A 26849-nucleotide genomic window follows, 5' to 3' on the forward strand; every position below is an offset into this window, starting at 1 on the left:
TGTATGTCAATACGGAGGTGACATGTATGGATTTGCAACGCATGATTCTTGAGCTGCAAAAATATTGGTCAAAACAAGGTTGTACTCTTGTACAACCGTATGATGTTGAAAAGGGGGCTGGTACACTAAATCCAATGACTTTTCTACGATCATTAGGACCTGAACCATGGAAAGTGGCTTATGTAGAGCCATCTCGTCGACCTGCAGATGGGAGATATGGTGAAAATCCAAACCGACTATATCAACATCATCAATTTCAGGTTGTTTTAAAGCCAGCACCTGCAAATATTCAAGAAGTTTATCTTGGTAGTTTGCGAGCATTAGGAATTGATCCACGTGAGCATGATATCCGTTTTGTTGAGGATAATTGGGAAAATCCTACGTTCGGAGCAGCAGGTCTAGGTTGGGAGGTTTGGGTTGATGGAATGGAGATCACCCAGTTTACTTATTTTCAACAAGTGGGTGGAATAGAGACTCATGTAGTTTCTGTTGAATTAACATACGGTTTGGAGCGATTGGCATTATATATCCAAGATAAAGAATCTGTTTATGACTTAACTTGGATTGATGATGTAACTGTTGGAGATATATTTTTACAACAGGAATATGAACACTCCAAATATAGCTTTGAAGTTTCTGATGTATCACTATTATTTCAGCTTTTTGAGGCTTATGAAAAAGAAGCAGAGCGGGCATTAGATGAGCAGCTCGTTTTCCCAGCTTATGATTATATTTTGAAATGCTCACATACTTTTAATTTACTTGATGCACGTGGGGCGATCAGTGTAACGGAAAGAACAGGTTATATTGGTCGGGTTCGTCATTTGGCTCGCCGTTGTGCGAAGGTGTATATCGAGCAAAGGGAAAAGCTAGGATTTCCATTATTAAAGCAAAAGGAGGGGGGAAAACAATGAAACACCAAGACCTTCTAATAGAAATCGGGTGTGAGGAAATACCAGCACGATTTGTCAATTTGGGTATAGAACAATTTAAGAAAAAAATAGCTGAATGGTTAACCAGTCGCCGTATTTCTTTCGCATCCATAGATACCTATGCCACTTCACGCCGTTTAACAGTTCTAGTTCGTGAAGTGGCTGAAAGACAAGCCGATTTCTATGAGGAAGTACGTGGACCTGCAAAGCGGATAGCCCAGACAGAGGACGGAGAGTGGAGTAAAGCAGCTGTAGGGTTTGCCAGAAAACAAGGAGTCGATTTAGATCAGCTGGATCTCAGAGAATTTAAAGGTGAAGTATATGTATTTGCACAAAAGCACTTACCTGGAAATCGAACTGTCGATGAATTAACTCAAGGGTTCTCTGAGATTATATGTGGAATTCATTTTCCCAAAATGATGCGTTGGGGTCAGGATAAAACGCGATTTATTCGTCCAGTACGATGGATCGTATGCTTATTTGGAACAGAAGTGGTACCTATACAATTTGCTGGGGTATCAGCAAGTCGAGTAAGCGAAGGACATCGCTTTTTAGGAGAGAGAGTTTCACTTACTAAAGCAGATGAATATGTAGAAGCCCTACGAAAACAATATGTGATTGTAGATATAGAAGAAAGACAGCAACAAATCATCAATCAACTACACACCATCGAAGAGAAGCATCATTGGGTTATTCCGATTGATCCAGCGTTATTAGAAGAAGTCACATTTTTAGTTGAATATCCCACCGCATTATACGGTTCATTTCAAGAAGAATATCTTTCTTTGCCTAAAGAAGTGTTAATCACTACCATGAGAGAGCATCAACGATACTTCCCTGTAACAACCAAGGATGGCCAAATGCTTCCTTTTTTTGTGACAGTCCGTAATGGGGATGAACATGGCATTGAATGGGTACGGAAAGGAAATGAGAAAGTCTTACGTGCTCGACTCCAAGATGCTCGCTTTTTCTTTGAAGAAGATTTAAAAACACCAATAGCAACTTCACTTGAAAAGTTAGAGCGTATTGTATTCCAAGAAGAGCTCGGAACGATGAGTGAGCGTGTACGTCGGATCGAATCACTCGCCTTACAATTAGGGAAGCGATTAAATTGGGACGAGACACAGTTGATTCAGCTTAAACGTGCAGCAGAAATTTGTAAGTTTGACCTTGCTACACAGATGGTTGGTGAGTTTTCGGAGCTTGAGGGGTATATGGGGCAGGTATATGCCGAGCATCTGGGAGAAGATCCACTAGTTGCTCAAGCTGTTTTTGATCACCACTTGCCACGTCATGCAACAGATAAAGTTCCGCAAAGTAGCCTTGGAACGGTCATTGCTTTAGCCGATAAAATGGATACGATCGTAGGTAGTTTTGGTGTAGGAATTCAGCCAACCGGCTCGCAAGATCCATATGGACTCCGGAGAAGAGCAGCAGGGATCGTACAAATCTTGTTACAGGAAAAGTGGGTTGGAATTCCTCTTGATGCCTTGATTCAGTGTGCATTGGATCGACTTGAAGATGATGGCTTACTTCAGTTACCTCGAATGGATGTTGAAGCGAATATTTGGGAATTCTTTACTTTGCGTCTTAAAGCTTATATGCAAGAGCATGGTATTCGTTATGATGTGATTGATGCTGTCCTTGCTTCAGATATCGCGGAGCCTCGCTTAGTAGTCAGAAAAGCACAAGTATTAATGGAGCAAATAGAACGTGAAACCTTTAAATTGGAGGTAGAAGGATTTACTCGTACAGCGAATCTCGCAGCTAAAGCAGGAGACAATCCATTTGATCGTTCAAGTCTCCAAGAGCCAGCAGAGCATAACTTGATGCAAGCTTTTGATGAAGCACAAGTGCGATTTAAGCAAGCTTCTACACAAAGAGATCCATTCGCTATGTATCAATCAATTGCACAAATAGTACCACAAATTCACTCTTTCTTCGATCATGTCATGGTGATGGTAGATGATGAAAAAGTACGCCTAAATAGGCTGGCATTGTTAAGAGACATTACAAAATTGGTGAAACAATTCGCTGCCTTTGAATTGATTGTATTTGCTTCAATATAACCTTATTTGTAAGAGAAAAAAGCGACTAACCTCAAAATAGTTAGTCGCTTTTTGTAATTTATTCATTATCTCCATCAAAAAAATCATCAAATGAATCGTCACTATCGCCTGCAAAAAAGTCGTTATCATTTTCATCGTCATCTAGCATTTTCTCTAATGCCATACCTCCTAACATTCCTGCTGCAAATCCCCCTATCGCACCAGCCGCAGCACCCAAACCTTTGTGATGTGAAGGATGATGATTTGGATAATGATGTCCATAGGAAATCGTTGATGAAATACCATGCCCCAGTTTAGAGTTATGCCCAATCATTTCATTTAATACTTGTTGGAAATAGGAGATTAGCTCATTTACATTTTGTAGAAGTGAGTTAGCAATAAAGAGATCTCGTTTTAATTCTCGTTCATGACCAAAAGAGTAGAGATCTACTTCGAACATGAGTTGTATTCCATCTTCATGTAAAATCGGAATAAATTCAATTTCTTCAATTTGATTACGATAAACATGAGTAGGATATAGTTCAAACTCTTGGCCGTATTTTTTGGGTTTTCTGGAGTCATGCTTTTCACGAAAGCCCAGTTGTTCTAAGGCATTTAAAATGTTTTGTAACTCAAAAGAAGGATGGATGTAGATATAATCCTTATCTTTATGATCCACTGCCCCCATGATATCCAGATGCGTTTTAAAGTAATAAGAGACAAAGTTTCCTGAGATCAAACCATGTTTAGGTAAAGTCAATTGGAAAGGTAATACTTTATGTTCGTGTGACTCAATGACAAAGGATGAAGAAAAAGGGATTTTTTGGATGATATGTGTATAAAAATGTTCATCGTGATAAGATTCTACGGTTAGGGAAACTTCAATATGATTAATTTGCTGCTCGACATTTCCACCATAAATATGAATTTCACCGTCAACTAATTCACCGAGCTTAAATTGATCTCTATTTAAAACCAAATTTACTTTCGCTCCACCATGGCCTAAATTAGCGAGAAACTTTTTGAACATAATAAAAGCCTCCTCTTTACTTTCTCAATTACGAACAAATTAATGATACTAAGTGATTTTAGATCCTATTATTGCCAACAACTAGGTGATTTGCTTCGCTTGCGGCCACTTGCTTTGGCCTCTTCTTCTGTTTTGAAATAAATTTTATTAGTATCTTGAATACTCTTCGCTTCACTACAAGTAACTTTGTGATAAACATCACTATTTTTAGAAGCAATAAACTCTCCTTGGACTTCTGGATGATATCCATCTGACTGTACATAGTTAGCAATGGACCAGATTCCTAGTTTTTTATCGCGAGATTTATCCTGAATGTTCAGAAATTCACTCATGATTTTTTTACTTGATGCCGTATGAGTATCTACTCGAGCTAAGCCATTTTCTAATAGAGCCTTTTCAATGCTTTTTCCGTTGACATAAACATGCACTAAGAGGTTTCCTTGCTGGTCACGTTTTTGCTGGTCTTTGACAAGAGTTACTTTTTTCGCGGAGTTGATCAAGGTTGCGGTAAATGTTTTAGCCTCTTCTGAAAAAGGCTCCTTACCATATCGTGGATGATCGAGATCAGGTGTGTCAATTGATAAGAGATGAACAGTCTCTTCCTTGTCTTTCCATTTCACTTTTAAAACGTCACCTGCAACAACAAAAATCTGTTTTGAAGGAACTACTAAATTTTTGCTTGGGCTAGTTTCTTGGTTAGAAGATGATTCATCAGAAGTACAACCAGATAGAAGCATGGATAGTGATAGAGAAAAAGTAAGGACTGATTTATAAGATTTGAGGAACATGATTTGTTCCCTCCTTATTTAGTAAATCATATCAAAAGAGACAAAATTTGTTTATTTATATTCTTTTCTTTAGTGTATCTAAAAAAGTTTACTGGAATCAACAAATTTAACTAAACTTAATATAAAATTAAAATGAGATTAATGATAGATCAATAAGTATGATTATTTTAGAAGAATCCTTGGTTCATAAAATGAAAAAATCTCTATGTTCATAGATGATAAATATGAAACATAGAGAGATTGATAGCTTTACTTCTGATATAGATGAAGGAACGTAACATAGGTTTGTGCTAAGCGTTTGGCTTCTTCTTGTGAAATACCATGTTTTATGAGCTGATCTTGGAATAATTTACCGGCTTTTCGTCTCTGAAAGTAGCTATGTGAAAGAGTAGGGTATAGTTGCCATAAAAGCTGAATGCTACGAATAATTAGCTGAACGAGTTGCATCTTGATAGGCCATCTATTCAGATGATTCATCGTAGAAGGTTTTATTACTAAAGCTGGAGGTTTGAATTAAATCTTTTAGTGAGACCATATAGTCATGGGCCATCTTAATAGCGATATCTTGTGGTATTCCTGCATGAACTAACTCTTTATATAAGCTTCCCACTGCTTTACCCATTTCACTAGCTGCTTCAGGAGAGTAAAAAGTTTTCATGATTTGGCGAATAAGCTCAGGGAGTTTTTGAGTACTTATTTCAAGTAACTCGGAAATTTCTTTAACAGGGATATGATCAAAAGAGTTTTTACTCACTTAACATTCTCCTCTCAAATTATCATTTGCTTTGTAAAGCCATTTTGAGTTGTGTAGTAGTTTGATTGAAACTTTTTTGATATAAATCTTTAATATATGAGATTAAGAAAGGTGCTATACCTAAAGGTGAAATGAGTATTTGCTCTGTCATTGTATAAGAATAAGTAGGAGTAGATAATTGTGGAGAGATAGCGACGAGCGTATTTTGTAAGTCTGTGAACAGCTCTTGCTTAAAATGTTTACTTGGTTGATTGGAGAGTTGAGTCATATTCCTTTTGAGCTGTAAGTAGAAAAGAAGTTCTTTTTGACAAGATTGACAGGTAGCAAGGTGACGATAAACAAAAGTTTTTTGTTTTGTCTCCAGTCTTCCATTTACTACCCACGGCAGTTTTAAGACAATATCCTGACATAGGGTATTCAATGTTTAACCTCCTTTCTCAATTGCTTTTTTAACTGTTTCCTTAAGTGGTACATCCGGCTTTTTACTGTCCCTTCAGGTATGGATAAGATCTGAGCCACTTCTTGATAAGATAACTCTTGGATAAAAACTAGATGGGCAAGCTCTTTCGATGTGGGTGGTAAAGAGTCAAGTAGATTTTCAAGAGTCACATGGTTGACTAATTGGTCTACAAAATCATTCTCTAGTCCTATCTCTTCTTCTTGAATATCCATTAATTCCTCTAGATGTCGATACTTATGTCTAAGAGTATCCATCCATTTATTACGTGCAATACGTAGAATCCAAGTGATAACTGTTGATGAGCCTGAAAAATGACCAGCACCTTCCCAAACAGCTAAAAAGACTTTTTGTATTAGATCTTTAATAAAATGTTCATCTTGAATTCGTATCCGATAATAAGCATAGATTTCATCGACTAAATCGAAATAGAGCTTTTCGAAAGAAGATGTATCACCTTCAGAGATTTTAGTTAATAGGTACCGGTGGCGCTGATCTCGATGGATAGCGCCTTTTTTTGCAAAACCATGCGAATCATCCCTTTCATCTGTTTATCGTCTTTCTATTTAGTTAGTCGTGAAAAGAAGACAGTAGGTTCATTTTTTATCAAAGGGTTTTTAAAAACAATATTGAATAGAAAATTCATTTATTATTTATCCATCGTAATATGGATGTGTTGGCATTATAATCTAAGCAGAAAGGGAAATAAATACATGGTAGTTTACCTAAAAAGAGGTTTTAGCGTGATAATCAAAGACCAACTTACTTAGAAAATGTACGAATATGGTATATTAAAGCTTCATGCTATGTTTAGGGACTTGCTATTTAGGAGTAGAGTCATATAGTATATACTATATATGTTAATAGTATAACATATTATAGAAAATCCTGTTATTAGTCGGGAGGTGAGCCGACATCGAACTGACCAAACGTCAAGAAAAGATCTTAGAAATTGTAAAAGCGGAAGGACCGATCACGGGGGAACATATTGCGGAGAGATTAAATTTGACTCGAGCTACATTGCGTCCAGATTTGGCTATACTAACCATGTCTGGTTTACTAGATGCGCGCCCACGGGTGGGATACTTTTATTCGGGAAAGTCGGCCAATCAGTTATTAGGAGAGCGGATTCGCAAATTACTTGTCAAAGATTATAAATCTCTTCCTGTTGTAGTCGATGAAGAGACATCGGTTTACGATGCTATTTGTACGATCTTCTTGGAAGATGTAGGAAGTTTATTTATCATTAAAAAAGCAGGATTTTTAAGTGGTGTAGTATCAAGAAAAGATTTACTCAAAGCAACAATGGGGAAACAAGACCTCGCATCGATTCCTGTAGGGATTGTGATGTCTCGTATGCCAAATATCGTTACCTGCACCATGGAAGATACTCTCTATCATGCTGCAAAATTAATGATGAGAGCACAGGTTGACTCATTGCCTGTTGTTCGTCCGTTTAAAGGCGATCCTACACAATTGGAAGCAATTGGACGTATAACTAAAACAACCATTATGAAAGCGTTTGTTGAACTAGGAGAAAATATGACATTGTGAGGGAGGAGACTATGATTCAACCTATCGTTTATGTTGTATCTGACTCTGTTGGTGAAACAGCAGAGTTAGTGGTTAAAGCAGCATGTAGCCAATTTAATGGGGAAAAAGTGACATTACGTCGAATCCCTTATGTCATCGATAAAGAGACCATTTTAGAAACACTCTATGCTGCAAAAGAAGAAAACGCTTTAGTTGCTTTTACGATCGTAGTTCCTAAATTGCGAAAAATTCTCATAGAGGAAGCCCGAAAATTGGAAATTCCTGTTGTGGATATTATGGGACCTATGATTGATGGTTTAGCGAAAGTTTATCAAGAAGATCCAAAAGGACAACCTGGGCTGATTCATCGATTAGATGATGAGTATTTTCGCAAAGTAGAAGCCATTGAATTTGCCGTTAAGTATGATGATGGAAGAGACCCAAGAGGGCTTTTACGAGCGGATGTGGTTTTGATCGGTGTTTCTCGTACATCAAAAACACCATTATCCATGTATTTAGCACACAAGCGACTTAAAGTTGCTAATGTCCCTTTAGTTCCGGAAGTGGAGCCCCCTGACGAGTTATTTTTAATTCCCGCAAGTCGATGTATTGGGCTTACGATTGGCCCCAGTCAACTAAATAATATTCGTCGCGAAAGATTAAAAGCGTTGGGGCTTACTTCTAGTGCGAACTATGCAAGCTTACAGCGGATTTTACAAGAGCTAGAGTATGCTGAACAAGTTATACGCCGTGTTGGCTGTCCAAGAATCGATGTCTCTAACAAAGCAGTAGAAGAAACAGCTAGTATCATTCTTGACTTGTTGAAAAAAGGGGCTAAATGACGATGGCAAAAAAGTGGGTGTATCTATTTCGTGAAGGAAACGCACAAATGAAGTCCTTACTAGGAGGTAAAGGGGCAAATCTTGCCGAAATGACAAAAATAGGTTTGCCAGTTCCTCCTGGCTTTACAATTAGTACAGAAGCGTGCACAGCATTTTACGAAAACAATCATACATTACCAGAAGAATTATTTAACCAAGTAAGAACGGCGTTTACAGAACTAGAGGCAACAACGGGAAAAGTATTTGGCCAGAAGGAGCAACCATTACTTGTTTCGGTTCGTTCAGGTTCGGTTCATTCGATGCCAGGTATGATGGATACGATTTTAAATCTAGGGCTAAATGATGAAACAGTAGAAGGATTAGCTAAACTAACAGGAAACCAACGATTTGCCTATGACTGTTATCGCCGTTTTATACAGATGTTTGGTAATGTAGTGATGGGAGTGGATCACTACCATTTTGAACATTTAATTGAAAAGCAAAAAGGATTGCGGAGTGTATTGTTAGATACGGATTTAACAACTGAAGATTGGAAGCAAGTTATTCATAAATTTAAAGAATGTATTTATATGTATACAAAAGAAAGTTTTCCTCAAGATCCTCAAGAGCAAATTAAGAAAGCGATTGTTGCTGTATTTAAGTCTTGGAATAATCAGCGTGCACAAATTTATCGCCGTATTCATCAAATTCCAGATCATCTTGGAACAGCGGTTAATGTACAAATCATGGTATTTGGTAATATGGGAAATGATTCGGGAACAGGAGTAGCATTTACGCGAAACCCATCTACAGGGCAAAAAGAACTATATGGTGAGTTTTTAATCAATGCTCAAGGAGAAGATGTCGTAGCTGGAGTGCGTACACCAGAGCCGATTATCAAACTGAAAGAGCAGATGCCAAAGATTTATGAAAGTTTTTGTGAGATTGCTCAAAAGCTTGAAGCCCACTACTCAGATATGCAAGATATTGAGTTTACGATTGAACGCGGTAAATTATATATTTTGCAAACGAGGGCTGGAAAGCGGACAGCACAAGCGGCTATAACCATAGCTTGTAATATGGTAGAAGAAGGTTTGATTGATAAGCACGATGCTCTCCTACGTGTAGCGCCAGAACAATTAGATCAAATGTTACATCCTTGTTTGGACAAAGATGCTAAGCTCGACGTCATTGCCAAAGGGCTGCCAGCATCACCTGGAGCAGCTTCAGGACGAATTGTATTTGAAGCGGATGAAGCTGAATATTTAACCAAGCAAGGATATAAAGTCATATTAGTTCGCCCAGAGACCACACCTGAAGACATTCATGGAATTCTCGCAGCACAAGGTGTACTAACCAGTCGTGGTGGAATGACAAGCCATGCAGCTGTCGTAGCACGTGGAATGGGAAAAGCTTGTATTTGTGGTTGTGAACAGATTAAAATCGATCTTCGTAAAAAAGAAATGGCTATCGGATCTCTCACCTTAAATGAAGGGGATTTTATTACAATTGATGGAAGTACAGGTCATGTGATTCTGGGTGAAGTCCCGCTGATTGAACCGACTTTATCTGAGGAATTTAAGCAATTGCTAGCTTGGGCAGATGAAGTTCGTCATTTACATGTACGTGCAAACGCAGATAATCCTGTTGACGCAAAGAAAGCAAGAGAATTAGGGGCTGAGGGGATTGGTCTGTGTCGGACAGAGCATATGTTTATGGAACAAAGTCGTGTTCCGATTGTTCAACAAATGATCTTGGCCGAAACGCTAGAAGAACGCGAAGAGGCATTAAAAAAGTTATTGCCCATGCAAAAAGAAGATTTTTATGGGATCTTCCAAGCCATGGATGGGCTGCCTGTTAATATTCGTCTTTTAGATCCGCCTCTCCATGAATTTTTACCTAATACTGAGGAGCTGGCTGTAGAAATTGCCAAGCTACAGTGCGATGAATCAATGGATCGGATGGAACTAAATAAGAAAGAAACATTACTTAGAAAAGTAAGGAACTTACAAGAATTTAACCCGATGTTAGGGCATCGAGGATGCCGATTGGGACTTATATATCCGGAGATTTATGCGATGCAGATCGAAGCGATTTTCTTGGCGGCGGCACAGTGCCAAACTGAAGGAATCCGGGTAATCCCCGAAATAATGATACCACTTGTTGGACATGTTAATGAATTAAAAACGATGCGTGAACTGGTCAATGAAGTTGCTACAAAAGTTCAGACGCAAACAGGTGAAACTATTCCTTATACTGTAGGGACAATGATCGAAGTACCTCGAGCAGCCATTACAGCCCGGGAAATAGCTGCTGAAGCCGATTTCTTCTCTTTTGGAACGAATGATCTTACCCAAACTACTTTTGGTTTTAGTCGAGATGATGCTGAAGGGAAGTTCCTTCACACATATGTAGAAAATAAAATCCTTCCTGAAAATCCGTTTATTACTTTGGATATAGAAGGTGTGGGCTCGTTAGTACGCCTAGGGATTCATGAAGGAAGAAGTAGGAAACCAAACTTGAAAACAGGTATTTGTGGTGAACATGGTGGGGAAAAACGGTCCATTCAATTTTGCCATGATGTTGGACTGGATTATGTCAGCTGTTCTCCATATCGTGTACCTTTAGCGCGACTATCAGCGGCACAAGCAGCATTAAAGAAATAGGTCATCTTTGTTATAGTGCGATCGGAAAATTAGATCATTGCAAGAAAAGAGAGAAATAAGTAGCTGAAATAAGCAATATTCTCGAGAAAAAACGGATAAGCTGGAGAACTTGGACCATTTTTTCATGAACCAATCAGAAAAAATGGTCTTTTTGTGAGCAACTTAAAAAAATTTCTCGTTCCTTATTTAAACAGGGTATTTTTTAATTGAAATGATTCTAAAATAAAAGTGAGCAATGGTATTTCTGGCTTTTCAATTCGACAATATTTACCATTTCGTTCTTTCTGTTAGTTCATTGCTATAATGGGAAGGAGAACAATCATTTTTGTAGAATAGGAAGAAAAGGGATATATAAAAACAAAGTTCTACATAATTATAGGGAATTATTACCATAAGGAAATGCAAGGAGTCATGAAGGACTTTGACGAATCATGGCGAATAGATACTAGATGTCTGGAGAAATTTATATTTTTTGGTAGCATTGTTTAGGGTAATAGAATAGAAAGCAGTGATTTTCATGGGGGGACGCATTCCAGATGAAGTATTAGACCAGATCCGGACACAGATGGATTTGATTGATGTGGTCTCAACCTATGTACAATTAAAGAAAAGTGGCCGAAATTACTTTGGGTTGTGCCCATTCCATTCAGAAAAAACACCTTCTTTCTCTGTCTCTCCCGATAAGCAAATATTTCATTGTTTTGGTTGTGGTGTAGGTGGCGATATTATCCGCTTTATGATGGAGATCGAACAACTCACTTTTGTCGAAGCAGTGAAACATTTAGCAGAGCAAGCAGGGATTCCACTTCCTAAGATGAGCATGACGGAAAACGAAGAAAATGAAGAGCAAAAAAAGATGTTCCATGCGATGGACTTAGCCGCACGTTTTTATCATCACTTATTACTTCATGAAAAGCATGGACGTATAGCACGACAGTATTTAGAGAAACGACAAGTTCATATAGAGACGATCAAGGAATTTCAGATAGGGTTTGCACCACCTTCCGATCGTGATTTGTTGCTCCGTTTTCTGACGCGTCGACAATTCTCAGTTGATTTACTGGAGCGAATCGGCTTAGTGATTACTCGTACTTCTTCCTTTCAAAATACAAGTTTTGATCGTTTCCGTGGTAGGATCATTTTTCCTATACATGATTCACAAGGTCGCGTGATAGCTTTTGGTGGACGGAGTTTAGGAAGTCAGGAACCTAGATATCTAAATAGCCCTGAATCGCCTTTGTTTTATAAAGGAAATCATTTATTTAATCTTCACCGAGCACGTAAATCCGTACGTAAAAAGCAGCAGGCCATTATTTTCGAGGGATATATGGATGTGATTGCTGCATGGCAAGCAGGTATTCATACTTGTTTAGCTACCTTAGGAACTGCACTGACTGAACAACAAGCCAAAGTGATTAGGAGAAATACAGAATCTGTTATCTTATGCTATGATGCTGACCGTGCCGGATTATCTGCTGCAGAACGAGGTTCGGAAGTGCTAAAAAGAGTGGATTGCACAGTAAAAATTGCTCAGATGCCTGAGAAGATGGACCCTGATGATTATATACGTCGCTATGGAGCATCTCAGTTTCAAGAAGAGGTTTTGGCTGGAGCTCAAACACTAACTGCTTTTAAGCTTGAAATGCTAAAAAAGAATTACCATTTACAAGATGAAGATGATCGCATAAAATACTTAACTGCTGCCATTGATTTCATAAGTGAGTTACCCTTAATCATTGAACAGGATCACTATCTCAGACGAATTGCTGATGAATTTCAGATGCCCTTAGATGTGTTAAAAGCAGAGCAGCGGCGAATGAAAAGACGTAAGAAGAAACCGATTGAGAGGGATAAACAAGCAGCTAAGTGGAATAATGGAAAGCAAGAAGGCACCAAACACTTTATCGCTACTCATCGACCTCCTTCGCGAGTTGAGTTGTCAGAAATGCATTTATTAGCTTATATGTTAAAAGATCGTTCGATAACAGACTGGGTAGAGAAAGAGTTGGGTGCAGAATTTCAAACAGAAATGATTGGAGCATTAGCTGCTCATCTTTATCGATATTATCAAGCTGGTCATCCTGAAGATGTCAGTAAGTTTATTCGTTATTTAGAAGAGACAGATCCTTCATTGATTGCTAAAGTAAGTGAGCTCGCCATGTTAGATCTACCAGATGAGGTTTCTGAAACGGCTTTAAAAGATTATGTACGACATATCAAAAGTGGCATGATACTCGCAGAGATAGAGCGGAAGGAAAAGCAATTACAAAGATTAATTCAAGCTGGTGAATCCATTCGAGCCGCGCAACTAGGTCAAGAAATCACTCAATTAAAGAGGAGTGTTCAGCGCGGTATATCTATGGATTGATCAGAAAGGAGGAAAGTACATTGGCCAATGAACAACATGTTGATACTGAGCTGGATCTGGATCAAGTGAAAGTTCAGTTAATTGAGTCTGGGAAAAAACAAGGCGTTTTAACATATAAAGCAATTATGGAGAAATTAGCCCCATTTGACCAAGATTCACAACAGATTGATGATTTTTTTGAACTGCTAAATGAGCTAGGTATTGAAGTGGATAATGAAACAGATGATGACTTTGAACCTTCTGATGATGGGGAAGAAATTGATCCTTTCGTTCACGAGGATCTTTCTGTCCCACCGGGAGTTAAGATTAATGATCCTGTACGCATGTACTTAAAAGAAATTGGTCGGGTACCGCTCTTAACTGCTGAAGAAGAAGTAGAGCTTGCAAAACGAATTGAACAAAATGATGAATCTGCAAAACGTCGCTTAGCTGAAGCCAATCTACGACTCGTTGTTAGTATTGCAAAAAGATATGTCGGTCGTGGGATGTTATTCTTGGACTTAATTCAAGAAGGTAACATGGGTCTACTAAAAGCGGTTGAAAAGTTTGATTTTCGTAAAGGCTTTAAGTTTAGTACTTATGCGACTTGGTGGATTCGGCAAGCGATCACACGAGCGATCGCAGATCAAGCGCGTACCATTCGTATCCCGGTTCATATGGTAGAAACGATTAATAAGTTGATTCGCGTTTCTAGGCATTTATTACAGGAACTTGGACGAGAGCCCATACCAGAAGAAATTGCTGAAGAAATGGGACTTAGCCCAGAAAAAGTACGTGAAATCATGAAGATCGCCCAAGAGCCTGTTTCGTTAGAAACTCCCATTGGTGAAGAAGATGATTCCCATTTAGGTGATTTTATTCCTGACGATGAAGCTCAAGCTCCAGCTGATGCCGCTGCGTATGAATTACTTAAGGAACAGCTCAAAGAAGTACTTGATACTCTATCTGAGAGAGAAGAAAATGTACTTCGCTTACGCTTTGGGTTAGATGATGGTCGTACACGTACCCTTGAAGAGGTAGGAAAAGTGTTTGGAGTGACACGTGAACGGATTCGCCAAATTGAAGCGAAGGCATTACGAAAACTACGTCATCCAAGTCGAAGTAAGCGACTCAAAGATTTCTTAGAATAAATTATATCGTTAATCAGGAAAGCACTCATATTTGAGTGCTTTTTGCTTTATTGATTCAATTTTATCCCTTTTCCAATCTTAATGCAAATCGTTTTGGAGGCGCTTACAAGTCATAATGACTATTAAATTTAAAATTATTGAAGATAATGCATAAATGCATCTATAATAGTAATGAAAGCGTTAACAAATTTGATGAGATAGGGGAATGTGGACATGAATTTTGACTTGACTGCTGAACAAAAAATGATACGAAAACTCTTACGTGACTTTGCCGAAGGAGAAGTAGCTCCTGATGCTGATGAAAGAGATCGAGATAAACGGTTTCCCAAAGAAATTATGGAGAAAATGGCTGAATTAGACTTGATGGGATTACCCTTTCCTGAAAAGTATGGGGGTGGAGGAGCGGATACAATTAGTTTTGCTATTGTAGTAGAGGAATTAAGTCGTGTTTGTGCTTCGACAGGAATTACTTATTCTGCACACATTTCTCTAGGATGTGCCCCTATCTTTTTATTTGGTACTGAAGAACAGAAGAAGAGTTATTTAATACCATTATGTCAAGGAGAAACTTTAGGTGCATTTGGTTTAACAGAACCAGGGGCTGGTTCAGATGCTGGAGGAACAAAAACAAAGGCAATCAAAAATCAGAAGGATTGGATTATTAATGGGTCAAAATGTTTTATTACGAATGCCAGTTTTGCTAACTTTGTTTCATTAACCGCTTTAACAGGAGAAGATGAGATTACTGCCTTTATTGTACCAACAGATACCCAAGGATTTACGGTTGTTGATAATTATTTTAAAATGGGTCTTCATAGTTCTAATACAACGGAATTAGTCTTGGAGGATGTACGTGTTTCCGAGGAGGCCATCTTAGGTGAAAGAGGAAAAGGATTCAAACAATTTTTAGTAACTCTAGATGGTGGGAGAATTGGGATTGGAGCGATGGCTGTAGGAATTGCACAAGGTGCATATGAGTTAGCACTTAAATATGCCAAAGAGAGAAAACAATTTGGTCAGTCTATTTCTAGATTTCAAGCGATTCAACATAAGTTAGCTGATATGGCGATGGAGATAGAATTAGCGAGAACGATGGTTTACAAAGCTGCTTGGCTTAAAGATCAGGGACGAAAATTTACCAAAGAAGCTTCGATGTGTAAACTATTTGCTTCTGAAGTAGCAATGCGTGTATGTAGTCAAGCCGTACAAATCCATGGTGGATATGGTTATATGCATGATTATAAAGTAGAGCGCTTTTTCCGTGATGCCAAACTAACTGAAATTGGCGAGGGTACATCTGAGATCCAACGAAATATTATCGCCCGTGAAGTGGGGTGTTAGGAGGAGTATTGTGGCTGAGCTAATACGTTTGACTGTAGGCGAACTGCTTGATAAGCAAGTCACCCGTTTTGGTGAACGTGAAGCAGTTGTCTATCCAGAGTATGATCTGAAGTGGACTTATCGAGAATTTCGGGATCAATGTAATCAGGTTGCAAAAGGATTTATGAAATTAGGGATGAATAAGGGCCATCATGTTTCGATTTGGGCTAACAATCAACCTGAGTGGCTTTTAACACAATTTGCAACAGGAAAAATTGGAGCCGTACTTATTACAGTCAATACGAATTATCGAACCAAAGAGCTTGAATACTTACTTTCACATTCAGATACTGAAACGCTTATATTAATGGACGGAATAGATGGTACGAGTTATATTGATATGTTGCTAGAAATATGTCCAGAACTTACCCATTCAGAACCTGGTCACTTGCACTCAGCACGTTTACCTCGCTTAAAAAATGTGATTCTTTTGGGAAAACAGAATCATCCTGGAATGTTTTCTTGGCTAGATATTTTAGAGATGGGAAAAGAAGTATTAGAGGAAGAACTGGAAGCAAGATCATCTCTCTTAGAACCAGATGAAGTCATCAATATGCAGTATACTTCAGGTACAACTGGCTTTCCTAAAGGTGTTATGTTAAGTCACTATAATATTGTAAACAATGCTAGAAATATTGCCGAATGTATGAAACTGACGGAAAAAGATCGATTGTGTATTCCAGTCCCTTTTTTCCACTGTTTTGGCTGTGTTCTAGGAGTGCTTACCTGTGTTAGTGTAGGAGCTGCCATGGTTCCGCTTACCAAATTCGATGCCGGAATGGTTTTAAAAGCAGTCATACAAGAAAAATGTACTGCTTTACATGGTGTGCCAACCATGTTTATCGCAGAGTTAAATCATCCTGATTTTGTACAATATGATTTTCATACATTACGAACGGGCATCATGGCAGGATCAAATTGTCCAATTGAAGTAATGCGTCGCGTCACAGAAGAGATGGGGATCAAAGAGTTAACCATTGCTTATGGACAAACTGAATCTTCGCCTGTGATCACACAAACGAAAACAGATGATCCTGTTGAATTAAGAGTAACGACAGTAGGCAAGAAGCATGATGCAGTAGAAGTGAAGATTGTAGATATAGAGACAGGTCAAATATTACCGCCAGGAGTTCAAGGAGAGTTATGTACACGTGGTTATCATGTTATGAAAGGTTATTATAAGATGCCTAAGGAAACCGAGCAAGTGATCGATCAGGATGGATGGCTACACACAGGTGACTTGGCGGTGCTAGATGAAAATGGATATTTTCGTATTACCGGTCGTCTTAAGGATATGATCATCCGTGGTGGAGAAAATATATACCCACGTGAAATTGAGGAATTTATCTATCAACATCCAAAAGTATTAGATGTTCAAGTTGTTGGTGTTCCTGATGAATATTATGGTGAAATTGTAGCTGCAGTGATTCGAGCAAAAGAAGGAGTACATTTAACTAAAGAAGAGATTCTAACTTATTGCCAAGGGCAGATTAGCCGTCATAAAATCCCAAGCGAAATCTATTTTGTGAAAGAGTATCCCATGACAGCAAGTGGTAAAATACAAAAGTATAAGATTAGTGAAATGATTTTACAAAAGAAGCAGCAAAATAAATAAGGAGGATCAACTTCGTTGATCCTCTTTTTTAATAGTGTATTTGAAAACCTTAAACAGTGATAATCCGAATGCTAATAAAAATATAACTCAGTTCATAGTTAGTATTTTCCTACTTCAGAATACTTTCCAAATCAATCCGTTGTTTCTACACCTCCCAGTCTAAATCATTGAAATCCTTGTTTGAATAAAGATGACTTTTGTAAAATAAAGATATAAATAGTTTCACCAGAAATGGAGAAAAGAGATATGGATATAGTTCCTCCTATTTTGAAAGAGTTTCCGCACTCATTTGAAACGGAAAGGTTATTAATTCGGCTACCTTTACCAGGTGATGGTGTATATATCAATCAAGCAATTATTGAATCCTTAGAACATTTAAGACCATGGATGCAATGGGCAAATCGTACACCTAGTCTTGATGAAACTGAAATAAATGTAAGGCAAGCGTATTGTCATTTCTTAGAGAGAGTCGATTTACGTTTTCATTTATTTGAGAAAAGAAGTAAACGTTTTATCGGGAGTAGTGGCTTACATCGGATTGATTGGAGTGTTCCGAAGTTTGAAATTGGATATTGGTGTCGCAAAAGTGAAATGGGAAAAGGTCTAATCACAGAAGGAGTCCGAGGATTAACAGTATTTGCCTTTGAAATTTTGGGTGCGAAACGAGTAGAAATTCGTTGTGATGAGCGTAATATACGTAGTCGAAAAGTAGCAGAACGCCTTGGTTATCAGTTGGAAGGAATTTTACGTAACTTCCGTTTAGCAGTTGATGATCATATAGAGAATACTTGTATTTACTCAATGACTCCTGATGATTTCAAACAGCAAACACTACAACAACGCAGTGGCGCATCACAGTAGATGCTTGCGTTGATTTTTTTAGTTAAGTTAATCTGAAGATAGGTAAAATTAAATAAAATATGGAGGAGATTTCATGAGAAGGAAAGATAATTTCGCTATTCAAAATGATTTTTTGCCTATTCAGGATGTAGATTACTTAGAGTTATATACCGGAAATGCTAAACAGGCCTGCTTTTTCCTTTGCCAAACATTTGGTTTTCAGCCCATTGCTTATAGCGGATTAGAGTCAGGCAATCGCGAAAAAGTATCTTATGTAGTGAAACAAGGTAATATTCATTTGGTTATTAGTGGATCTTACACACCTGATCATGAAATCGCAGACTTTGTAAAAAATCATGGAGATGGTATCAAGGATATTGCTTTACGTGTTCCAGATGTAGAAAAAGCCTTTAGCGAAGTAAAAGAGCGTGGTGCGATTGTTATTCGTGAGCCGTTTGAAGAAAAAGATGAGTTTGGTGTTATCAAAAAAGCGGTAATTGGAACGTATGGGGATACGGTCCATACGCTAATTGAAAGAAAAGGGTATAAAGGGTTGTTTGCACCTGGTTTTATCCCATGTGACTTAGAGATTGAAAGCAGAGATACTGGAATAGTTGCCGTTGATCATGTAGTAGGAAATGTGGAGACCATGGAAGAATGGGTATCTTATTATGAGAAAGTGATGGGATTTAAACAGATGATTCATTTTGATGATGAGGATATTAGTACGGAATACTCCGCTTTAATGTCGAAAGTAATGCATAATGGTGGACGAATTAAATTTCCGATTAATGAGCCAGCTGAAGGGAAAAGGAAATCGCAAATTCAAGAGTACTTGGATTTTTATAAAGGTGCAGGTGTTCAGCACATCGCCTTACTTACAAATGATATTGTGAAAACGGTTGCAGCTTTGAAAGAAAACGGAGTTCCCTTCTTAAAAACACCAGATACGTATTATGAAGCACTAAGTGATCGTGTTGGTAATATTGATGAACCGATCGAAGATATTCGAAAGTTAAGTATTTTGGTGGATCGAGATGATGAAGGTTACCTGCTACAAATATTTACCCAGCCAATTGTGGATCGTCCTACCTTATTTTTTGAAATTATACAACGTAAAGGATCAAAAGGGTTTGGGGACGGTAACTTTAAAGCTCTCTTCGAAGCGATTGAACGTGAACAAGCTCGTCGAGGTAATTTGTAAATAAGCATGTTGCATCATTCGATTAAAGACATAGGTTATTTCTAAACGAAGCCGTCAATCGTTTTTTCTGTAGATCGACTTTTGATTTAAGAAGGAAACAACAGAAGTGAATGGGGAAGTGATAAGCATCAGATTCATGTGATAATCTCTGTAAATAAATTGCTTTTTTATAATAAGTGGATAAGAAAATGCTATGGAGCGATCTGGAAACCATGAATGGTTTTCGTCGCTCCTTTTTTCATGGATCTTTAAAAACTAATTTGATTTGTTGGTGTACATTAAAATCCTAGAGATATAAGCTAGAAGGGTATATGTTTTTTACTAGAATGTAAAGGGGAGTGTCGAATATGCGTGGACCCATACGTGGTCCTGTATGGGAAATCCTTAAATTTAAAGATGTTCAACCGCTCTTAGGAGAAGATTTGCTGCAGGTACTATATGAAAAGCTAGAGAAGGTAAAGAAAGGTTATCCATTAAAATTGCAGTTAGGCTCAACGAATATCAGAGTTCACTATCGTTGGTATATAGATGGTGTAGTTGGTAAACGACTTCAAATTCCTGGTGACTGGATCATCTTTATTGTTTTGAAAGAGAATGAAAATACGGGTCAAAAGGTAGAATGTACTCGTGATCACCATGAAGTGGTTAACTTACTAAAATTTTGGATTGACGTAGAGCGTTATGTGATAAAAAAAGAAGATGACAATAATCAATAAAAATAATATGAAAAAATGTAAATACGCCATTTTATTTTAAAGCTATATTTTTCCTCTTGTTGGATCATCCTAATTAGGACGGAAAAACCAACATATAGGAGGAAACTTCCATGATTCATCGTCTTATTCAGATGGTGGGCTGTTTACTAAGTTTTTTATTGGTATTACAAAGCTCAGGCGGGATTGTTTGGGCGCATGAAAAGAATGTTCGCCCGACATATCAAATGGATGTAACCTATCAGCCTGACCAAGATGAAGTTATAGCACATATGACTTTAACCATACCAGTTACTTCTCAAGAAACAATGAAAGAAGCTTATTTTCACCTTTATCCAAAAGTATTTCATGACTGGAAATATGGGGATGAATCCAAACCAACAAAGCCAGGAAATATCCAAGTTAGCCAAGTAAAGGTAAATGATGTTGTAGCAAAACAATCAGTGCAAGATACCATTTTAAAGGTACCATTTCCGAAACCTGTAAGTAGCGGGGAACAAGTCAAAATAGACATGGACTTTCAATTGAAACTACCTCATGGTGGTTCTCGGTTAAATACATTTAAACATACCGCTTTTCTAGCCCAATGGTATCCAATGCTAGCGGTGAAAGATAAAGATGGTTGGCATGTTGAGCCTTATACCACCATTGGTGATCCATTTTATTCACAGATGTCTGATTTTGAAATTACGTTTCGCTTGCCCCAAGGCTATCGAGTTATTTCGTCAGCACAAGATCCAAAATTAGAATATCGCTCACCTATTACGCTAAAACAAAAAAATGTAAGAGACTTTGCAGCTGTTCTGACTAAGGATTATCAAGTTAAAAGAGGAAAAGCTGGAAATGTAGATGTGAATCTCTGGTATTTAAAAGAAATGGAAGATGTTGTAAAAGATCTGCATGATGCAGCAATTTCAGGAATGGATTTTTATAGTAAAAAATTTGGAGCTTATCCTTATCCTGAGGTAGACGTCGTGTTGGGTGAGACAGGGTATGGAATTGCTGGTATGGAATATCCCGGACTTGTCACCTCTATCCCTAAAGTTCCTACTGAAAAAGGAGAAAAGCCTGCTGTAAATGTGGTAGTACATGAATTAGCACATCAGTGGTGGTATGGAGTTGTAGGTAATAACCAAGCGAAGGAGCCTTGGCTAGATGAAGGACTAACCACTTTCTCTGAGTTTTTCTATATGCAAAAAGAGAAAAAAGAAGATGAAAGAGAACTCCTAAAACGTGCTACCCAACGCACAAATGAAATTTATCAAGCAGTAGGTATTACCTCCGCCGAATCTTTATATAAATACCCTGATTCAATTTATGCACTCATGGTATATATTCGACCTGCAGCCATGCTATTTGATTTGATGGATCAGATTGGAGAAGATAAAGTCCTAGAGATTCTCCGTAAGTATTATGAGAAATATCGTTTTCATATAGCGACAACGAAGGACTTTATTCAAACAGCGAACGAAGTAGCTAATAAGGATTTAACATCTTTCTTTGAAAAGTGGCTTTATTTTAAGGAGTAATAATTTTATACTTGTTGTTTTTGTTTACAGGGAGCAGATTGCTCTCTTCTTTTTTATCCGTTGGCTTTTCGTTATAATAGATTTGTATTTTAAGAAGATACCCTATAAGCCTTTCCCATCTGAAGAGATGGGAGTTTCTTATCAGCAGCAAGAAATAAGGATCAATGCTTCTCATTTTGAAAATCACTCCTGATTGATACAAGATAAGTATATTTAGGAATATAGCTTAGAACGGTGGATTAAGTGATGGATTTATAGAGCAGGAAGGACGAATATTGGATGAAGTTTGATATATCCAAACGATTGCAGAAGATTGCTTCCTATATCCCTGATTATGCTAAAGTAGCAGATATTGGTGCTGACCATGCTTTTCTTCTTTTATCAGTAGCAATGGAAGGTAGATTGAAACAGGGAATTGTTGGGGAATTAAATAAGGGACCCTTTGAAAATGCTCGTCAGCAAATTGAGCAACAGGGATATGCATCGTTGATCGATACTCGCTTGGGTGATGGACTTGCGATTATTCATCCGGAAGAAGTAGACGTTATTGTGATAGCAGGGATGGGTGGTTCGCTCATTGTACAGATTTTGGAGACAGGAAAAGAAAAGCTGTCACATGTAAAACGATTAATTCTTCAACCGAACATTGGTGGACATCGAGTTCGTCAATGGTTACATCATCATCGTTGGCAGTTAGTTGATGAAACCATTGTAGAAGAGGCTCAAATCTTATATGAAATCTTGGTAGCAGAGCAGGATATCACCTCTGATGCATACTTGGATGATCAATTTGGCGTGGAAGAGCTAATGATAATAGGGCCTATTTTATGGAAAAAACGACATCCTTTACTTAGGAAAAAAGCTGCTCAAGAGTTGATGAGTAAAAAGCGGATTTTGGAGCAATTAGAAGAGGGGAAAACCGAACAAGCACAACAAAAAAGAGCAAAAGTGTTACAAGAATTACGAATCTGGGAAAGGATGATGACATGTCTCTTAGAGGATATGAATTAATGAAGCAGATGGAAGCTTATGCACCACCAAAATATGCTTGGTCAAAAGATCGAATTGGTCTGCAAATAGGAAAGCCCGATGCGGAAGTACAAGGAGTACTTGTGACTTTAGATGTTACTGAAGCGGTTGTTGATGAGGCCATTGCCAAGGGGGCGAATTGGATTGTTGCACACCATCCAGTAATTTTTCATCCATTGACGAATCTACGGCTCGATCAGCCTTCGGGACGACTCATGGCCAAACTATTAAAACATGATCTTCAGGTATTTGTAGCCCACACTAACTTAGATGCTACCTTGGGTGGAGTGAATGATGTATTGGCAGCTAAGTTAAAGCTAGAAAAAACAAAGGTACTTGTTTCTGAGGGATCAGCTAAATTAAAAAAATTAGTCGTATTTGTCCCTGTCGACTATCATGAACAAGTATTAGAGGCTGTGGGAAAAGCAGGCGCGGGATGGATCGGGAATTATAGCCATTGTACATTTAATCTACAAGGTATAGGTACATTTAAGCCTCAAGCAGGAACCAACCCATTTATAGGTCAGCAAGGAAAACTAGAAAAAGTGGATGAGATTCGCCTAGAAACAATTATTACCGAAAATAATCAACAACAAGTGATTCAGGCTATGCTACAAGTCCATCCATATGAGGAAGTTGCTTATGATATCTATCCGTTGGATCTAAAAGGTGAGGAATGGGGATATGGAAGGATTGGCGAAATAAAACAGCCTCTTTCGCTTCAAGAGTTTGCAGAACAAGTTAAACAAGCTTACCGTATTTCTGGATTGCGAATGGTAGGGGATCCAGCAACTGTCATTAAAAAAGTAGCTATACTTGGCGGGTCAGGTTCACGGTATTTCATGGAGGCAAAGCGAATGGGAGCTGATGTATACATAACAGGAGATATTGATTTCCATACTGCTCAAGATGCATTAGCGGTAGGAATCTGCTTACTAGATCCTGGGCATCATGTAGAGCATCTCGTGGTTGAGCAAGTATGTCGAGAGTTAAAAGAACGTTTGCAAGGAAGAGTTACCATTTATGCTTCACAAGTGGATACCAACCCTTTTACTTTTGTCTAATCCAATCAATTCCACTTGCATGTTGATGTGTATTTTTGTTAAAATATATTTCTGCTGAAGGAAAAGTAAACAAGGCAATCGCCGGTGGGTACCGCAAGGTCCCACGGGAGGAAAGTCCGAGCTCCATAGGGCAGGGTGCCGGCTAACGGCCGGTGGGGGCGACCCTAAGGCAAGTGCCACAGAAATGTAGACCGCCGATGGAGGAGTTATTCCTCACAGGCAAGGATGCAACGGTGCGGTAAGAGCGCACCAGCAGCATGGAGACATGCTGGCTAGGTAAACCCCACCTGGAGCAAGACCTAATAGGAGATCAGTACACGAGGTGTACAGCTGTTGCCCGCAGTGATCTCGGGTAGGTCGCTGGAGCCATATAGCAATATATGGCCTAGATAGATGATTGCCACTCCAATGGGTGGAAGATGAATAAGCCATCGCTAATACCACTCGGAGTACAGAACTCGGCTTATTGTTTGCTTTTCTGTTTGCTTAGAACAAAAATGGGTACCCCATATGGGGTACCCATTTTTGTTATGAAGAGATCACTTAGTATGTCAATGGATAACAATTAAAAAAGTTGGGATCGAAGGATGAAGGTACATCAATCGCATTTTTTGTGTAAATAGGAAAGGATTCATTCAGTTATTCTAGCTTTTTGTATTCTGATCTCATGGATTTTCGTTGCATAGTTTAGCTTTCGCCAACAAAAGATAGGAACAAAAAAGTAAAGGTTGAATCTAATATGATCCAGGACTTTTCTTCTTATGAAGCTTATTTAGAAAGATATAAGATGTTTTATTGTGAAGAAGGAGATGGTCGCCCACCTATTTTGTCTGAAGATCAATTTCAATATTACTTTGATTTGCTAAAAGAGAGCTATCAAGCTTATAATGAGCTGGCAGAGATGGGGCATCGAGAAGAAGCGCGCAACTATTATCAACAAGTAATCAATGGTTTAGAAAATATGTTAGCTGTAGCTGATGGAACAGATAATTTTCCCTATCGTTCGATATGAGTAAGGTATCCATGCCCTCCGAGTATAGAAATCGGTGGGCAATACTTTATTTGTTGATTATGCTAAAATGAACTTGTTAGAGAAGGCTGTAAAAAAACAAGTATGCTGCATAATTCGACCAAAAATCTAAGAATCTCCATAGACTAATTAACTGTATGGGATTTTAAATGGGGAAAAATGAGCAGCAGATTAGGAGAGAAATCTCTATTAGAAAGATCAATTGATAAAATAGGAGGTCTTACCTTGGAAACACGCGCTTCTTTTTTTGAGTATATGGATAATCTATCCAAAGAGTTGCCAAAAGTTCATGTAGAAGAATTGATTCAACAAGTTAATCATATAGATCATGTGTATCTCGTATTAGTAGATATTATCAAAGGGTTTTGCGAAACAGGTGCCTTATCCAGTGAGAAAGTGAATGAAATGGTGGAACCTGTTTGGAATTTAGCGCAGTCATTGTTAAAAAAAGGAATTCCTCATCAAAATGTGGTATTTCTAAATGATGCACACCCTAAAGATGCAGTGGAATTCTCTGCTTTTGCCCCACACTGTGTACGAGGAACAGGGGAGGAGGAAGTAGTAGCTACTCTAAAGCCGCTACAAGATCTCCCAGGTGTACAAACTTTTTCTAAAAATGCGACCACTGGTTTGTTTGGAATCAACCAACAAGGACAAGCTTTTCACTCATGGCTAGAAGAGGTATTTACTAAAAGAGATAGTTTGTTTATTGTAGTTGGAGATTGCACCGACTTATGTATTTATCAAAATGCAATGGGAATTCGACTCTTAGCTAATGAGAGGAATGCTCAGACACAAGTGGTTGTTTCAAAAGAGCATGTACGAACTTATGATGTGAGTGTCAAGCAGGCAAAGCAATTGAATATTCTAGCGCATCCGCATGAAGTGATAGATCAGTTTTTCTTATACCATATGAAACTAAATGGTATTCAAGTGGTTTCGTCGATTGAAACGTAATTTAGCTTTTAGATAGGAAACGAGTCCTAAAAGGCAGTGAAGTTGTTTTATTATATTTCGCTCTAAATGACCTGGTCTATCTGAAAGGACGGATAAGGAATTGCGCGAAAAACGAGGGTAGATGATGGGAGAAACATTCTTAGAATTATTACTCCAATATGGTTATATCGGTATATTCTTATTTTTAGTGTTGGGAATTGCTGGATTGCCTTTGCCCGATGAATTTATGATGACTTTTATAGGTTATCTAACATCAATTGGAAAGTTAAATTTGACATATACTTATTTAAGTGCATTTTTAGGTTCATGTGCTGGAATTACCCTTAGTTATATATTAGGGAAAAAATTAGGTCTACCTTTTTTAATGAAATATGGTGAAAAAATCTTTATTACACGACGAAGGCTTAAAATGACACAATTACTTTTTCGTAAATACGGTAGTTGGTTATTATTTTTTGGTTATTTTGTACCAGGTGTTCGTCACATTACAGCTTATATTGCTGGGATCTCTAATCTTACTTATTACCGGTTTGCTATTTTTGCTTATATAGGAGCCATGTTTTGGTGTGCTGTATTTATTGGTTTGGGGCATATTTTAGGAGCTAATTGGAAAATGGCTTTTAAAATGATACACGAATATGGACTAACTGCTTTTCTAGCTATTTTACCCCTTCTTTTAGTAGGAATTGGCTGGTGGATTTGGAAGCGTAAAAAAAACTTCGCAGGGAAAACATAAACGAGGATTTACGTTTGAGAGTGATTATGGTCGATGCTAGATGATATTGACGAATGAAAAAATAGATTGATAAAATGAACATATAGAAATTGCATAACAAACACCACTAGGGGTGCATCAAAAGATGCTGAGAGGAGCAATTGCTCTGACCCTTTGAACTTGATCTGGTTGATACCAGCGTAAGGAATGTGGGGATGAATTGGACATAGGAATGTTTGCCCGATA

Annotated in this window: 24 protein-coding genes, 1 other RNA gene and 1 riboswitch; of the genes, 19 read left to right on the plus strand and 6 right to left on the minus strand. The window is 38.1% G+C overall.

The annotated features are described in order from the left end of the window. The first annotated feature begins 26 nt into the window (after positions 1-26). Together glyQ and glyS are read left to right on the plus strand one after the other, a co-directional pair. Positions 27-914: a glycine--tRNA ligase subunit alpha gene (gene glyQ, locus DL897_RS07260; protein ID WP_113658481.1), complete on the plus strand. Its 888-nt coding sequence runs from the start codon at positions 27-29 to the stop codon at positions 912-914. Then, positions 911-3001, plus strand: coding sequence for a glycine--tRNA ligase subunit beta (gene glyS / locus DL897_RS07265; protein WP_113658482.1), 2091 nt, complete (start codon positions 911-913; stop codon positions 2999-3001). Before glyQ ends, glyS begins: the two co-directional genes overlap by 4 nt. Positions 3002-3059: 58 nt before the next feature. Here the strand turns inward: glyS and DL897_RS07270 are convergent, their stop codons facing one another. The 6 genes from DL897_RS07270 to DL897_RS07295 form a co-directional block, all read right to left on the minus strand. Then, positions 3060-4010 carry a sporulation protein gene (locus DL897_RS07270; RefSeq protein ID WP_113658483.1) on the minus strand — a complete coding sequence of 317 codons (951 nt, stop codon included), beginning with the start codon at positions 4008-4010 and terminating at the stop codon, positions 3060-3062. A gap of 68 nt (positions 4011-4078) precedes the next feature. Then, positions 4079-4798, minus strand: a complete 720-nt coding sequence (locus DL897_RS07275; protein WP_113658484.1) for a thermonuclease family protein — start codon at positions 4796-4798, stop codon at positions 4079-4081. 249 nt (positions 4799-5047) lie between these two features. Next, positions 5048-5245, minus strand: a complete 198-nt coding sequence (locus DL897_RS07280; RefSeq protein ID WP_113658485.1) for a hypothetical protein — start codon at positions 5243-5245, stop codon at positions 5048-5050. Between the two features lie 13 nt (positions 5246-5258). Continuing rightward, the gene (locus DL897_RS07285; RefSeq protein WP_113658486.1) at positions 5259-5552 is read right to left on the minus strand and encodes a hypothetical protein; all 294 of its coding nucleotides are present in this window, start codon (positions 5550-5552) and stop codon (positions 5259-5261) included. 22 nt (positions 5553-5574) lie between these two features. Beyond that, positions 5575-5973 carry a zf-HC2 domain-containing protein gene (locus tag DL897_RS07290; RefSeq protein ID WP_113658487.1) on the minus strand — a complete coding sequence of 133 codons (399 nt, stop codon included), beginning with the start codon at positions 5971-5973 and terminating at the stop codon, positions 5575-5577. Continuing rightward, positions 5970-6515, minus strand: a complete 546-nt coding sequence (locus DL897_RS07295) for an RNA polymerase sigma factor (protein WP_113658488.1) — start codon at positions 6513-6515, stop codon at positions 5970-5972. The genes DL897_RS07290 and DL897_RS07295 overlap by 4 nt, the downstream gene beginning before the upstream one ends. Positions 6516-6930: 415 nt before the next feature. Between DL897_RS07295 and ccpN the strand changes: the two genes are divergently transcribed. The 17 genes from ccpN to DL897_RS07385 all read left to right on the plus strand — a co-directional run bounded on the left by ccpN (position 6931) and on the right by DL897_RS07385 (position 26624). Further along, a complete protein-coding gene (gene ccpN, locus DL897_RS07300) occupies positions 6931-7563 on the plus strand; it encodes a transcriptional regulator CcpN (RefSeq protein ID WP_113658489.1) in 633 nt (210 codons plus the stop codon). Between the two features lie 11 nt (positions 7564-7574). Then, entirely contained in the window at positions 7575-8384 is an 810-nt protein-coding gene (locus tag DL897_RS07305; RefSeq protein ID WP_113658490.1) for a pyruvate, water dikinase regulatory protein, read from the plus strand. Positions 8385-8386: 2 nt separating this feature from the next. Continuing rightward, complete coding sequence (gene ppdK / locus DL897_RS07310) at positions 8387-11029, plus strand: pyruvate, phosphate dikinase (RefSeq protein ID WP_113658491.1); 2643 nt, start codon at positions 8387-8389, stop codon at positions 11027-11029. 517 nt (positions 11030-11546) lie between these two features. Next, positions 11547-13397: a DNA primase gene (gene dnaG, locus DL897_RS07315; RefSeq protein ID WP_113658492.1), complete on the plus strand. Its 1851-nt coding sequence runs from the start codon at positions 11547-11549 to the stop codon at positions 13395-13397. Between the two features lie 20 nt (positions 13398-13417). Continuing rightward, positions 13418-14527, plus strand: coding sequence for an RNA polymerase sigma factor RpoD (rpoD, locus tag DL897_RS07320; RefSeq protein WP_113658493.1), 1110 nt, complete (start codon positions 13418-13420; stop codon positions 14525-14527). 213 nt (positions 14528-14740) lie between these two features. Beyond that, a complete protein-coding gene (locus tag DL897_RS07325) occupies positions 14741-15868 on the plus strand; it encodes an acyl-CoA dehydrogenase (protein WP_113658494.1) in 1128 nt (375 codons plus the stop codon). A 10-nt stretch (positions 15869-15878) separates the two neighbouring features. Further along, positions 15879-17522, plus strand: coding sequence for an AMP-binding protein (locus tag DL897_RS07330; protein ID WP_113658495.1), 1644 nt, complete (start codon positions 15879-15881; stop codon positions 17520-17522). A 246-nt stretch (positions 17523-17768) separates the two neighbouring features. After that, on the plus strand, positions 17769-18383 hold the full coding sequence (locus DL897_RS07335) for a GNAT family N-acetyltransferase (protein WP_113658496.1): 615 nt from the start codon (positions 17769-17771) through the stop codon (positions 18381-18383). Between the two features lie 73 nt (positions 18384-18456). Continuing rightward, the gene (hppD, locus tag DL897_RS07340; RefSeq protein ID WP_113658497.1) at positions 18457-19566 is read left to right on the plus strand and encodes a 4-hydroxyphenylpyruvate dioxygenase; all 1110 of its coding nucleotides are present in this window, start codon (positions 18457-18459) and stop codon (positions 19564-19566) included. 347 nt (positions 19567-19913) lie between these two features. Beyond that, on the plus strand, positions 19914-20282 hold the full coding sequence (locus tag DL897_RS07345; RefSeq protein ID WP_113658498.1) for a hypothetical protein: 369 nt from the start codon (positions 19914-19916) through the stop codon (positions 20280-20282). A 110-nt stretch (positions 20283-20392) separates the two neighbouring features. Beyond that, entirely contained in the window at positions 20393-21808 is a 1416-nt protein-coding gene (locus DL897_RS07350; RefSeq protein ID WP_113658499.1) for a M1 family metallopeptidase, read from the plus strand. A 279-nt stretch (positions 21809-22087) separates the two neighbouring features. Beyond that, positions 22088-22819, plus strand: coding sequence for a tRNA (adenine(22)-N(1))-methyltransferase (locus tag DL897_RS07360; protein WP_113658501.1), 732 nt, complete (start codon positions 22088-22090; stop codon positions 22817-22819). Further along, the gene (locus tag DL897_RS07365) at positions 22795-23901 is read left to right on the plus strand and encodes a Nif3-like dinuclear metal center hexameric protein (RefSeq protein ID WP_113658502.1); all 1107 of its coding nucleotides are present in this window, start codon (positions 22795-22797) and stop codon (positions 23899-23901) included. The genes DL897_RS07360 and DL897_RS07365 overlap by 25 nt, the downstream gene beginning before the upstream one ends. A gap of 62 nt (positions 23902-23963) precedes the next feature. Then, positions 23964-24382: RNase P RNA component class A (gene rnpB / locus DL897_RS07370), an RNA gene on the plus strand. 258 nt (positions 24383-24640) lie between these two features. Further along, the gene (locus DL897_RS07375; RefSeq protein WP_113658503.1) at positions 24641-24913 is read left to right on the plus strand and encodes a hypothetical protein; all 273 of its coding nucleotides are present in this window, start codon (positions 24641-24643) and stop codon (positions 24911-24913) included. A 243-nt stretch (positions 24914-25156) separates the two neighbouring features. After that, positions 25157-25888, plus strand: coding sequence for an isochorismatase family protein (locus DL897_RS07380; RefSeq protein ID WP_168188697.1), 732 nt, complete (start codon positions 25157-25159; stop codon positions 25886-25888). 124 nt (positions 25889-26012) lie between these two features. After that, on the plus strand, positions 26013-26624 hold the full coding sequence (locus DL897_RS07385; protein ID WP_113658505.1) for a DedA family protein: 612 nt from the start codon (positions 26013-26015) through the stop codon (positions 26622-26624). 98 nt (positions 26625-26722) lie between these two features. After that, a riboswitch (TPP riboswitch) is annotated at positions 26723-26828 on the plus strand. The last annotated feature ends 21 nt before the right edge of the window (positions 26829-26849 follow it).

Source organism: Thermoflavimicrobium daqui (assembly GCF_003313465.1).
In the GTDB taxonomy this organism is placed as follows: Bacteria; Bacillota; Bacilli; order Thermoactinomycetales; family Thermoactinomycetaceae; genus Thermoflavimicrobium; species Thermoflavimicrobium daqui.

What these genes read in the sequence shown, in the direction of transcription:
- DL897_RS07280 (WP_113658485.1), bottom strand. Translation starts at nt 5,245, where the DNA reads ATGCAACTCGTTCAGCTAATTATTCGTAGCATTCAGCTTTTATGGCAA.
- DL897_RS07305 (WP_113658490.1), top strand. Translation starts at nt 7,575, where the DNA reads ATGATTCAACCTATCGTTTATGTTGTATCTGACTCTGTTGGTGAAACA.
- DL897_RS07335 (WP_113658496.1), top strand. Translation starts at nt 17,769, where the DNA reads ATGGATATAGTTCCTCCTATTTTGAAAGAGTTTCCGCACTCATTTGAA.
- hppD (WP_113658497.1), top strand. Translation starts at nt 18,457, where the DNA reads ATGAGAAGGAAAGATAATTTCGCTATTCAAAATGATTTTTTGCCTATT.
- DL897_RS07275 (WP_113658484.1), bottom strand. Translation starts at nt 4,798, where the DNA reads ATGTTCCTCAAATCTTATAAATCAGTCCTTACTTTTTCTCTATCACTA.
- DL897_RS07345 (WP_113658498.1), top strand. Translation starts at nt 19,914, where the DNA reads ATGCGTGGACCCATACGTGGTCCTGTATGGGAAATCCTTAAATTTAAA.
- glyS (WP_113658482.1), top strand. Translation starts at nt 911, where the DNA reads ATGAAACACCAAGACCTTCTAATAGAAATCGGGTGTGAGGAAATACCA.
- DL897_RS07325 (WP_113658494.1), top strand. Translation starts at nt 14,741, where the DNA reads ATGAATTTTGACTTGACTGCTGAACAAAAAATGATACGAAAACTCTTA.
- DL897_RS07375 (WP_113658503.1), top strand. Translation starts at nt 24,641, where the DNA reads ATGATCCAGGACTTTTCTTCTTATGAAGCTTATTTAGAAAGATATAAG.
- ppdK (WP_113658491.1), top strand. Translation starts at nt 8,387, where the DNA reads ATGGCAAAAAAGTGGGTGTATCTATTTCGTGAAGGAAACGCACAAATG.
- DL897_RS07350 (WP_113658499.1), top strand. Translation starts at nt 20,393, where the DNA reads ATGATTCATCGTCTTATTCAGATGGTGGGCTGTTTACTAAGTTTTTTA.
- DL897_RS07365 (WP_113658502.1), top strand. Translation starts at nt 22,795, where the DNA reads ATGTCTCTTAGAGGATATGAATTAATGAAGCAGATGGAAGCTTATGCA.
- glyQ (WP_113658481.1), top strand. Translation starts at nt 27, where the DNA reads ATGGATTTGCAACGCATGATTCTTGAGCTGCAAAAATATTGGTCAAAA.
- DL897_RS07270 (WP_113658483.1), bottom strand. Translation starts at nt 4,010, where the DNA reads ATGTTCAAAAAGTTTCTCGCTAATTTAGGCCATGGTGGAGCGAAAGTA.
- DL897_RS07385 (WP_113658505.1), top strand. Translation starts at nt 26,013, where the DNA reads ATGGGAGAAACATTCTTAGAATTATTACTCCAATATGGTTATATCGGT.
- dnaG (WP_113658492.1), top strand. Translation starts at nt 11,547, where the DNA reads ATGGGGGGACGCATTCCAGATGAAGTATTAGACCAGATCCGGACACAG.
- DL897_RS07360 (WP_113658501.1), top strand. Translation starts at nt 22,088, where the DNA reads ATGAAGTTTGATATATCCAAACGATTGCAGAAGATTGCTTCCTATATC.